Below are 10173 nucleotides of genomic sequence, written 5' to 3' on the forward strand. Positions count from 1 at the left end.
TTTGATGGTTTTTATCCGCCAGTAAACTCTGCGTTTATGAATACATCAGGTGATCGTTTAAAAGCACTACTGCGGGAAGTTCATCTTTCCGCTTCCGACTTCGCCAAGAACCGCGGCGTCACGCCTCAACACGTGAACAACTGGTTCAAACGCGGCGTGCCCATGGGCCGACTCAACGAGTTCGCAGAACTGCTCTGCGTCTCCAGCCGTTGGCTGCGCACCGGCGAAGGCCCCAAACACCCACCGGCCAACTTCCTGCTGGAAGCACCCAGTGCACGCAAAGGACTGCCCACCCGCGAAGACAGCGGCAAATACCTCACAGGCCCCGCCTGCAGCCCGGAAAAAATCGACGTGGAGATTCCCCTCCACACCTCCTTCACCTCAACCGAGCGCATCCGCATCTCCCTGCACGCCCTCGAAACCCTCAACGTCAACCCCGACCGCGCACTGGGCGCCTACATGGTCGACAACAGCATGATCGACATCATCCAACAAGGCGCCACCCTCGCCATCGACCGAGGCCGCAGCCAAATCATCGACGGCGAAATCTACGCCGTCGAACACGACGGGATGCTACGCATCAAATACCTCTACAACCGACCTGGGGGCGGATTGCGCATGCGCAGCCACAACGCCGGCGAACACCCGGACGAATACCTCACCTACGAGGAACGCTTCGAACAGAACTTCCAGATCGTGGGTTGGGTATTCTGGTGGTCCACCCTCAACAACCGCCGCCCGCCCGTGCCGCTGGATGAGCATCTTTTGGGCTGGGAAGGCTCTAAATCGGAACCCGAGGTGGGCAACTGAGATGAATGCGGGTATCATGCGCCGCACATTTGGCAGGGGGTGGCTTTGCGCTATCCACCCTGCTCGGCGATGCGGAGGAGTTCCCGCGGATGCCCCTACTATTCAGCCCGACGCAATGTGGGCTGAGCGATTTGAAGGCTGGTGAGGTTTGTCAAAAACAAGCCGAGGCAGTCAGCGAGAAGCCGGCCACAAGCCGGCTTTTTAATTGCCTGATAAGTACCCCCGACTCAAGTGTCCAACAGCTATTGGACAATTGATTAATCAAAAGCGGGTCGCTCTACCTTCTCTCCATCGCTTTACGTGGGCTGCAAACACTCCACAGCTCGATCCGCCACCATCTTCGCCATTTCCACCAAATGCATCACCGCTCTTTGCGGCGCAGCCACTGGTTCACCGAGCACTTGCGACGTAGCCACCGCACACTGCAGTAACTCAGCCACACGCCCCCAGGCATCCTCAAAGCTCAGCTCTTCATTGACAGTAAAAGGGTTGGTCGCAGGCGATGAGAGCGAATCCGAAACAACGTTATCCATAGCAAACCTCCAATCGATAATTTGGAGCTGCCACTTCTCGCGACTAAACAAAAGGCGGCAGCTGTACGCAGGTTAGTCGACCGGTCGATTGGAAACCCGGCGCACCCGGAGGTGCCCTGCGCACAGCCACCATAAGATGCAGGCGAAGGGGGGCCTGACTCATGAGTTGCTTATGCGCCAATCGAATCCGGGCGACTAAACCCGATCACTGAATAGGCAGTGACGATCCGCAGCCTAGCCACGCACTCCCGCTGGCGCAATGCGGTTGGGATTCTCTCGGAAACGTCCTGCAAATGAAAGGGATCAGCCCTGCTGGCCCTTTAAGCGCCAGCCTCAATCCAATATCAAATGCGGCAAAAACCGGCTCGAATCCTTGGTAATCAAACTATTATCCTCCCGCACCCCAATCCCCGCCGCCTGGTCCCCGATCACCCAGGACCCAATCAACGTATAGCTGTCCCCAAACCGCGGCAACGGCGCAAATTCCTGCAGGATAAACGGCGCATCCGTGTAGGGCCCGTCCTCCTTCACAACCAGCCCATCAGCCGTTTGCAGCTCAATGTTGGCGCCTTCCCGCGAGAAAAACGGCTTGCGCACCCACCCCTTCGGCACCGCTTTACCCGGTTCGGTATCCAGGTGGGCGGCGAGCAGATTCGGGTGGCCTTTGTTGAATTCCCACAACAGCGGCAGGATGCCTTTATTGGAAATGATGGATTTCCACGCAGGCTCGAAAAACTGGGTATCACTCTCGGCAATCGCGGCGCCGAAGGGTTCGTGGAAGATGAATTCCCAGGCGTGCAGTTTGAACAGATAGGGAATCCAACGGTCCTGGAGGTCGACGAAGCGGCCTTCGGGGGTCAGGCCGATGTCTTCGATGTCGATGTGGCGTGATTCGATGCCGACTTTTTCCGCGACCAGGCGCAGGTAGTCGGTGGTGCCTTTGTCTTCGACCGAGTCTTTCATCGAGGCGAAGTAGAACGGCTGGTTGACCTGCAACTGCGCGAAAGCCTGGTGCAGTTTGGTGTCGATGCTGTTGAACTGGTCGGCATGCTTGGGCAGCAGGCCGCGCTCGATGCATTGCTCCAGCCAGCCCCACTGAAACGCCGCAGCCTCGTAAAGGCTGGTCGGTGTGTCGTAGTTGAGCTCCAGCAGCTTGGCGGGGCCGGTGCCGTCGTAGGAGAAATCCATGCGCCCATACAGGTGCGGATGACCTTCCAGCCACGACGTTCTGATCATGTCGAAGAAAGGCGCGGGGATGCTCAGGCGTTCGAGCAGTTCTTCGCTCTGGACGACGCGTGCCACGAGGTCCATGCACATGTCATGGATCTCGGTGGTCGGGTCTTCCAGGTCTTGCTCGATTTGCTTGAGCGTGAACTGGTAGTACGCGCTCTCGTCCCAATAGGGTTCGTTGTCGATGGTGTGGAACAGAAAGCCGAGGCTGTCGGCCGTCTGTTTCCAGTCATGACGCTCTGCGCAATGGATCTTCTTCATGCCCGGGTTTTCCTTAACTGCTCGACCCGCCGCCCCAGCCGCTGCGTGCGCTGGCCTTGCTGCCGAAACCGCCACGGGAGGTGGCCGACGCCACGGAGCCCGACGTGCCGGAGGAGCGCAGCGTGTTGGTGTAATTGCTGCTGCCATACCGGGCCTGGTTCGAGCGGCCGAACGTGGCGCCATTGGAGACGCGCTGATTGAGCGTCGAGTTGGCGTAGTCGCCGCGATCATCGCGATAGCGATACACGGGCTCAGAACGGTAGCTGTTGCGATTGCTGCTCAGCATGTTGCCGATCAGCAGACCGGTCAGCAGGCTGCTGGTGGAGAAGCCGGAGCCGCCGCTTGCCTGAGCGTTGGCAGCGTCGACCTGGGATTGTGTCACCTGGCCTTCGGCGGTCAGCTCGAAACCGCCCAGCTTGGGAATGAACTGGCCATTGGAGTCCAGCTGGCACCAGCCGGCGACAAAGTCGGCATCGCAGTCGGCCTGGCTGGCGTACACCGGAGCGATGCGGCGATGCTCGGCCATGGCGGTCATGTAGGCGTCCGAGCAGACGTCCACCGGAAGCTTTTCATCGGCGCATTGCTGAACGGACTGGAAGTTGTACTTCTTCTGCAGATCGTAGGTTTTTTCCGTCGGCCCGCAGCCGGAAATCGCCATCGCGACCGACGCTGCCAGCGAAAGCTGGACGTACTTGCTTCGTTTCATCGGGAGCTCCGTGCGCAATCAGTTCTGGGTGGGCGTCATGCAGGCGGCATTCAACATGCCGACGCTGATAGCCACGGCGGCCACGTAGATGCCTGCCGCAAGCTCGCCCTTCCTGATGCGCTCGGACGTGCCTTTGAGCACCAGGCTGGTCAGCAGAAACGCCAGCAGTTGGACGACGGCCGCGATCACTGCCCAGACGACGAAGTCGAGAATGCTGATCGAGTAGGCAATCACATTGCTGGCCGGAATGGCGAACCCGACGATGGCACCGCCCAGGGCAACGGCTGCGGAAACATTGCCTGCACGGATCAGTTCGAATTCTTTGTGCGGGGTGATGCGGGTGTAGATGAACTGGAACAGTGCGAACAGTACGGCAGCGCCCAGGATGTAGGTCACAAACCCGAGCACAGCGGTTTTGTTCAGTGAAATGGAGAGAGCTTCTAGCATGTGTTTCTTCCTTTTTTAGAGCGCTTTCAAGTCGGTTGTGTACAGCGAAATGCCCAGCGATGTGCTCAGGCTAACGGTGCCTTCAGCGTCTTCCTCGACGGAAAACAGCAGGAACTCACGTCGATCGGTCAGGCCTGTATCCCGTGCGTATAGCATCGAACGGTGCTCGACGCTGTAGGCGTCTTCGGGGTTGATCACCTGCTCACTCATGGCCACCAATTCTGTCTGACCTTCCTCGCTGCCCCATACACGCGCGTATTCGACGCCGTTGTGGGTGTAGGTCGGCAAACCGATCAGACTCTGCGGCCCCGCCAGGCGGCGCAGTTCGGCCTCGCTGCTGAGGGTGACGTAACTCAGGTAGTTGAACAGGATCACCGACTCGACCTGCCCGGTGATATCGCCCGTGGTGTGTACCTGCAGCCAGTAATCTTCGTCGTTCATGTAGTAGCGCGACAGCCAGGTCGACTGCCCGAGGTCAACGGTGCCGTTGCTCCAGATTTCCTGGGTGCCGGGGATGATCACCGTGGTTTTGCCGTCGAGCAGCAATTTCAGGCTCGTGTCGAATATCACGCCTTTGCCCGGCGCCAGGCCCAGCGGCCCGGTGGTCGGCACGGCTTGGCCAGGCTCTTTCGATTGTGTATTGGCGTGCGGGGCCTCAAGCCCCATCAACTGTTTAAACCATCCCATTGGAGATTTCCTTGAGGCGGGTGGAGGCGATGTAGAAGAGTTCGCCACCTGCAACGCGCGTGTTGCTGGGCGGGTTGATCGAGGGTTGCGGGGCGCCTTGGGCGCGATAGCCGATGAGTGTGGCGTTGTGGCGTTCTTTCATTTGGGTGTACAGGTCGCCGAACGTGGCTTCAAAGGCCTCGGGCAATTTCATCAAGTATTGGGTGGCACCTTGGCCCACGCACAACAGCTCATTGATGACCACCGACGAGCCCGGATCCTGAGACGCGCGCACCAGCATTTCGATAGCCATGCTTGATGTGCATTCCAGGCTGGGGGCGTAGGAGCTGGCCAGGGCGGCAATTTCGCTTTCATTGAAGTGGGCCACCACATGACCGACCGGGCTCAGTTGATTCACCGCCAGCACGGTGGCCAGCGTCAGATCATCAGACGGAGTGCGCACCAGCACACGCTCGGCACCGGGCACGCCGGCACGCAGCAATAACGCGGTGGAAGACAGGCTTTCGCCACGGATGAACGCCGCCTTGCCCGGCATTGGGTTTTCTTCGAGGGTGCAATCGCAAATGACGATCAGGTTGTCGTTCGAGGTTTCGTCCTGGAGCAACAACTCAATGACTCGCTCACTGGACGCGCCCTCCCAGCCAATGAGCACGGTATGACCGACCTTACCGGTGAAATCGCCTTTGCCCTTCATGCCTTTTCTCCATGCATCGATGACAGTGCTGGTGGTTTTGCCGATGGCTGCCGTCAGCAGCGCAATGCCCCCGAGCATCACCCAGGCAGCCACGAACACGCGCCCCGCCGAGGTCTGCGGCGCAAGATCGCCATAGCCGACCGTCAGCGTGGTGGTGAGGTAGAAGTAAATAAATGTGGCGGGAGCGGTGAGGTGCTGTTCGCCCAGGTAAACCAGGCCCAGGTAGGCGGTGATCAGGTGTATCCCCAGGGCGATCACCAGCCCCGCCCAACCGAAGCGGTGAAAGAGCGAGGAAGCGTACCTGCGCAACAGAAGAAAAATCGACACGTTGTCCCTGGCTCCTTGGGTACTTGATTACCTGATGACGTTGTCGCCTCGACATCGGGATGCTCAAGCGCGCTCAGCCGGCATTAAACCTGCTGCGTGGTTTGGAGAGAAGTACCTTGGCTGCAATAAATCCGGCGAACGCGCCAAACAGATGCCCTTCGAAGGAAACACCCTGGCGAGGCAGGAAGCCAAGGATCAAGCCGCCATACAGTGCCGCGACGACAGCGGCCGTTATCAGGTTGCCCCAACTCCTGTGGAACCAGGCGCGAGACAACAGGTAGGCCCATAGCCCGAAGACCCAGCCGCTGGCGCCCACGTGTATGCCGGCAAAACCGAACAGCCAGACCAGCGAGCCACCCAGCACAATGATGATCGCGCTGACGGCCACAAACCGATTGAGCCCTTCGATCATCACCAGGCTGCCCAGGATCACAAAGGCAATCAGGTTGGCGCTCAGGTGGGCGAACGAGCCGTGCAGAAACGGTGACGTGAGTATACCGGGCAGCCCCTGCAGCGTTCTCGGGATCAGGCCGAACGCCATAAGGCTGTAACCGGTCGCCACATTGAACAGTTGCAGCGCGACCATCAAGAAGGCCAAGCCTGCGATTGTCTTGAAACCCTTCAGGGCATCCATCCTGACCTCGACAAAAAAGGGAGGGCAGACACTGCCCTCCCAGCGGCGACGTTGCTTACTCCGCCGACTTTTGCTTCAGGCGCTCCAGAATCGCATTGGCGCTGCCTTCATCAGGCGTGATGCCGGCGTCGCGCAGCTTGCGCTCCAGATCGGTCCCCGTCGAAGCGTCAGCCAGCTCATCCTGGGCTTGCAGTTCAGCGGCGAGTTGCTGCTGCTTGGCCTGCAAACGATTCAGCGTACCGACGGCGGTTTCCAGCTTGCCGTTGGCACCGCCGCTGGCGATGGAGGCGCTGACCTGGGCCTTCTGTACGCTGTCGCGAGCCTTGGCCATATCCACTTGCTGACGCAGGCTTTTGATCCGGCTTTCGGCCTTGGTGATGTCCTTGCGCATGCCTTCCGCATAGCCACCGAACTCAATGGCTTGCTTATGCTCGACATCCCGCTCGTTGCTCAGGGTCGAAATCGCTTCGGCCACTTCCAGGGCGAGGTCTTCACGATTGGCCTGCAGGGCCGCCACTGCCTTGGACTCCAGGTCCTTGATCTTGGCGTCGTACTCGTTGACGCGATCAGTCGCCAATTTGTGCTTGGCCATGATGCTGACCAGCTCACGCTTGGCGTTGGCCAGCGCGGTATCGGCATCGCGAATTTCCTGATCGAGGATGCGCAGGGCTTGTTGGTCAACGATCGATTCGCCGACTTCGCTGGCACCGCCACGCAGCGCGGTGAACAATTTGCTCCAGATGGACTGAGTCATTGGATACTCCCGAATACTTAATTGAAGAAACGTTCGAAGGCTTCGCTGGCGCGCTGCACGTTGTCGACCAGGGTTTTCACCTCGGTCACGATATTGGTCAGGCTGGAGTCGGAGCTCAATGCGCCGAACATGTTGTAGACCACTTGCCCGTTGGGCATGGTCTCGATACCGATGGAGGACAGCGGGAACATCTCCCGGCTGCGCAACACCGCGTCATTAAATGCTGCGACATCGTTGATGGACTCGACATCGACCAGCACGGTATCGACGATGATCTGCTCGCCCACCACGGCGATGTAAATCGGCAAGCCACCGAAGTCGTTCATTTCCAGCTTGATGCTGGATTCGGAGCCTTGGACCAGAGACAGCGTAATGTCCTTGGACACCACCTCGTCCAGGGCCTGAAGAGCGGTGAAGAGGCGATCGATATTCCAGTTGGTGCCTGCGCTCATGAAATTCTCCGACATGAATGAACCAGCCAGAATCGGCTGGCGAAGCTGTTTCTCCATTTGCTTGAGCAGGCTTCGATTTTCGGGAAGCACCCAAGTCTCGTGTTTCACATAGCCGGCGGCCGCCAGGCCTGCGCGCATCTGCTTCATGTAAAAGCTCGATGGCTTTTTGACCGACGGTTTCAAGCGCTCTCCTTGAAGACGGGTTGAATCGGTATCGGCCCCTGGGGACGGGTTCGATGGAGAGCTGCTTTTCATAGTGCTGACCTCGCTGTGAAAAACTCACGCGTGAGAAAATCTACAGGCAATTTTCAGCAGGCTCAATAGCTCACGCGTGAGATTTTTTGTCGTACTTCTTTCAGTGACACTAAAGGTCGCTGCTGCTAAATGATCGAAATTGTCACCTTTGAGTTGACGGTATTACCCATATCAGACGATTTATCATGCCGTCGCCACCCATTAATCTGTGCCCATGTTGAACGCAACGCCCTAACCCACTTAAACAAAAAGGATTCAACCATGAGCACTGCAACCTACAACCGCCTCAACAAAGACGACGCCGTAGTCCTGCTGGTCGACCACCAGACCGGCCTGATCTCCCTGGTTCAGGACTTCTCGCCCAACGAGTTCAAGAACAACGTACTGGCCCTGGCCGACCTGGCCAAGTTCTTCAACCTGCCGACCATCCTCACCACCAGTTTCGAACAGGGCCCCAACGGCCCGCTGGTGCCGGAGCTGAAAGAGATGTTCCCGGACGCGCCGTACATCGCCCGCCCTGGCCAGATCAATGCGTGGGACAACGAAGATTTCGTCAAGGCAATCAAGGCCACCGGGCGCAAGCAGATCATCATTGCCGGTGTGGTCACGGATGTCTGCGTAGCGTTCCCGACCTTGTCGGCGCTGGCGGAAGGGTTTGAGGTGTTTGTAGTAACCGATGCTTCCGGCACGTTCAACACCACGGTGCAGCAGGCGGCGTGGAGCCGCATGACACAGGCCGGTGCGCAGTTGATGAACTGGTTCTCGGTGGCCTGTGAGCTGCACCGCGACTGGCGCAACGATATCGAAGGCCTGGGGAATTTGTTGTCCCAGCGCATTCCCAACTATCGCAACTTGATGAATGGGTATGCGGCGCTGACGGCTCATCAGAAGTAAGTCAGCCGAGATTCGCGATAAGCCTGCCCTTAAAAGCAGGCTTTCGTTATTCAACCGAGCTTAACCCGCCAGTTCCCGCTCAATTTGCTCGATGCTTGGCAAACTGGTTTGCAGCTCTGCGGGTAATGCCCCTACCAGTTGATATTCCGCCACTCCGATAGGTCGGTTGTTATCGCGCAGTGCATACTCAGCTACCACCGCGTTCTTGCTCTTGCACAATAATAGGCCAATCGTTGGCCCATCTTGCGGATGCCTAAGCTGAGCATCTACAGCAGCAAGGTAAAAGCTCAGCTTGCCTAGGTGTTCAGGCTTAAATTTTCCCGCCTTGAGCTTGATCACCACGTAGCAACGCAGCTTCACGTGGTAGAACAACAGATCAACGAAGAACTCATCGCCACCCACATCCAAGAGAACTTGTTGGCCGACGAACGCAAAACCAGCGCCCAACTCCAACAGAAAGTCGGTGACGTGTTTGATCAGGGCATTTTCTATGTCGCGCTCCTGCGCATCCAGGGCCAGACTGAGAAAATCAAAACGATAAGGATCTTTCAGCGACTCACGCGCCAGGTCGGATTGTGGCTTGGGCAGGTGGCTTTCGAAATTGCTGACTGCTTTACCCGTGCGCTCCAGTAGGCGAGTTTCGATTTGCATCACCAGCGTGTTGCGGGACCAACTGTGTTCAATCGCCTGCGCGATGTACCAACGACGGGGTTCTGGGCCCGGAAGTTTGTCGAGCAGGACCACATTGTGACCCCACGGCAATTGTGCAGCAGCCTGTTGCACAAATTCCGAATCCGGCCAAGCATTCAGCAAATGCACGCATGTACTTCAGGTTGCGGGGCGAAAAACCTTTCATGCAGGGAAAACTCGTACGCAAATCTTGAGCAAGACAATCAATAACCTTGCTCCCCCACCCCTGCTGGTTCTGGCGGGTCAAAATCTCGTGACCGATATTCCAGTAAAGGAGCACCATTTCTCGATTGACTGCCAGTGACGCACGCTGTTGTGCCACGTGGATGCGCTTTTTAAGGCCGGTCAGCCAATCGCTGTAGCCCGTCGGAGGCGCCGTCAAACGGATAGACCTTTCGCTCATGCCTGTTTCACTCTTGAGTTTTCGGCAGGCTAGTCAGAGGTCTTTGCAGTAACAAGGGGTCGTAAGCGCTTCAGGAGCTGCCAGACACATCTTACAGAACGGTCCTACTGGCAACTGCAAATCAGCTTATTGCAACACTCTCTGAAGCAGGTCGGCGGACGATTTGGAAAAGGGAGAGGCCAATGCTTTGCCCTGGGATCGAGCAGAACACGCTATTGCCAATTTAAGAAGCGAGACCTGGCTAGGCAAATCGCCGTATTGCAGAGGATGCAGGCTGGACTGATTGAATTTGAACTCCAACTTAAAGAAGCACAAAGCACTGCTCGTCAATGAGCATGATCGCCATTTGAAGTAGCCCCCAACTGTGATTGGGGCTGACTATTACGCGACCTTCGT

Annotated in this window: 11 protein-coding genes and 1 pseudogene; 2 read left to right on the forward strand and 10 right to left on the reverse strand. The window is 57.7% G+C overall.

All coding sequences use genetic code 11. From position 1 onward, the window contains the following. Positions 1-36: 36 nt before the first annotated feature. On the forward strand, positions 37-810 hold the full coding sequence (locus PSH94_RS22495; protein ID WP_181079865.1) for a helix-turn-helix transcriptional regulator: 774 nt from the start codon (positions 37-39) through the stop codon (positions 808-810). A 296-nt stretch (positions 811-1106) separates the two neighbouring features. Here PSH94_RS22495 and PSH94_RS22500 read toward each other — a convergent pair whose 3' ends face one another. The 9 genes from PSH94_RS22500 to PSH94_RS22540 form a co-directional block, all read right to left on the reverse strand. Continuing rightward, complete coding sequence (locus PSH94_RS22500) at positions 1107-1343, reverse strand: hypothetical protein (RefSeq protein ID WP_253509564.1); 237 nt, start codon at positions 1341-1343, stop codon at positions 1107-1109. A gap of 333 nt (positions 1344-1676) precedes the next feature. After that, positions 1677-2834, reverse strand: a complete 1158-nt coding sequence (locus PSH94_RS22505) for a glutathionylspermidine synthase family protein (RefSeq protein ID WP_305435839.1) — start codon at positions 2832-2834, stop codon at positions 1677-1679. A gap of 13 nt (positions 2835-2847) precedes the next feature. Next, positions 2848-3540 carry a DUF1190 domain-containing protein gene (locus PSH94_RS22510; protein WP_305435840.1) on the reverse strand — a complete coding sequence of 231 codons (693 nt, stop codon included), beginning with the start codon at positions 3538-3540 and terminating at the stop codon, positions 2848-2850. 18 nt (positions 3541-3558) lie between these two features. Then, entirely contained in the window at positions 3559-3987 is a 429-nt protein-coding gene (locus PSH94_RS22515; RefSeq protein WP_034115228.1) for a DUF350 domain-containing protein, read from the reverse strand. Between the two features lie 15 nt (positions 3988-4002). Then, the gene (locus PSH94_RS22520) at positions 4003-4674 is read right to left on the reverse strand and encodes a DUF2491 family protein (RefSeq protein WP_253509565.1); all 672 of its coding nucleotides are present in this window, start codon (positions 4672-4674) and stop codon (positions 4003-4005) included. Beyond that, on the reverse strand, positions 4661-5695 hold the full coding sequence (locus PSH94_RS22525; protein WP_181079871.1) for an ion channel: 1035 nt from the start codon (positions 5693-5695) through the stop codon (positions 4661-4663). Before PSH94_RS22525 ends, PSH94_RS22520 begins: the two co-directional genes overlap by 14 nt. A 73-nt stretch (positions 5696-5768) precedes the next feature. After that, positions 5769-6329: a rhomboid family intramembrane serine protease gene (locus PSH94_RS22530; protein WP_305435841.1), complete on the reverse strand. Its 561-nt coding sequence runs from the start codon at positions 6327-6329 to the stop codon at positions 5769-5771. A gap of 55 nt (positions 6330-6384) precedes the next feature. After that, positions 6385-7083 (reverse strand): PspA/IM30 family protein, encoded by a 699-nt coding sequence (locus tag PSH94_RS22535; RefSeq protein ID WP_305435842.1) that lies wholly within the window; start codon positions 7081-7083, stop codon positions 6385-6387. A gap of 17 nt (positions 7084-7100) precedes the next feature. Continuing rightward, the gene (locus tag PSH94_RS22540) at positions 7101-7682 is read right to left on the reverse strand and encodes a YjfI family protein (protein ID WP_305435843.1); all 582 of its coding nucleotides are present in this window, start codon (positions 7680-7682) and stop codon (positions 7101-7103) included. A gap of 369 nt (positions 7683-8051) precedes the next feature. On the opposite strand from PSH94_RS22540, the gene ycaC reads away from it, so the two are divergent. After that, positions 8052-8684 (forward strand): isochorismate family cysteine hydrolase YcaC, encoded by a 633-nt coding sequence (gene ycaC / locus PSH94_RS22545; protein WP_093514305.1) that lies wholly within the window; start codon positions 8052-8054, stop codon positions 8682-8684. A 60-nt stretch (positions 8685-8744) separates the two neighbouring features. Here ycaC and PSH94_RS22550 read toward each other — a convergent pair. Then, positions 8745-9777, reverse strand: a pseudogene (locus tag PSH94_RS22550) (YhcG family protein). Between the last annotated feature and the right edge of the window lie 396 nt (positions 9778-10173).

Source organism: Pseudomonas sp. FP2254, from assembly GCF_030687695.1.
In the GTDB taxonomy this organism is placed as follows: Bacteria; Pseudomonadota; Gammaproteobacteria; order Pseudomonadales; family Pseudomonadaceae; genus Aquipseudomonas; species Aquipseudomonas quebecensis.

What these genes read in the sequence shown, in the direction of transcription:
- PSH94_RS22505 (WP_305435839.1), bottom strand. Translation starts at nt 2,834, where the DNA reads ATGAAGAAGATCCATTGCGCAGAGCGTCATGACTGGAAACAGACGGCC.
- PSH94_RS22515 (WP_034115228.1), bottom strand. Translation starts at nt 3,987, where the DNA reads ATGCTAGAAGCTCTCTCCATTTCACTGAACAAAACCGCTGTGCTCGGG.
- PSH94_RS22500 (WP_253509564.1), bottom strand. Translation starts at nt 1,343, where the DNA reads ATGGATAACGTTGTTTCGGATTCGCTCTCATCGCCTGCGACCAACCCT.
- PSH94_RS22520 (WP_253509565.1), bottom strand. Translation starts at nt 4,674, where the DNA reads ATGGGATGGTTTAAACAGTTGATGGGGCTTGAGGCCCCGCACGCCAAT.
- PSH94_RS22530 (WP_305435841.1), bottom strand. Translation starts at nt 6,329, where the DNA reads ATGGATGCCCTGAAGGGTTTCAAGACAATCGCAGGCTTGGCCTTCTTG.
- PSH94_RS22495 (WP_181079865.1), top strand. Translation starts at nt 37, where the DNA reads ATGAATACATCAGGTGATCGTTTAAAAGCACTACTGCGGGAAGTTCAT.
- ycaC (WP_093514305.1), top strand. Translation starts at nt 8,052, where the DNA reads ATGAGCACTGCAACCTACAACCGCCTCAACAAAGACGACGCCGTAGTC.
- PSH94_RS22510 (WP_305435840.1), bottom strand. Translation starts at nt 3,540, where the DNA reads ATGAAACGAAGCAAGTACGTCCAGCTTTCGCTGGCAGCGTCGGTCGCG.
- PSH94_RS22540 (WP_305435843.1), bottom strand. Translation starts at nt 7,682, where the DNA reads ATGAAGCAGATGCGCGCAGGCCTGGCGGCCGCCGGCTATGTGAAACAC.
- PSH94_RS22535 (WP_305435842.1), bottom strand. Translation starts at nt 7,083, where the DNA reads ATGACTCAGTCCATCTGGAGCAAATTGTTCACCGCGCTGCGTGGCGGT.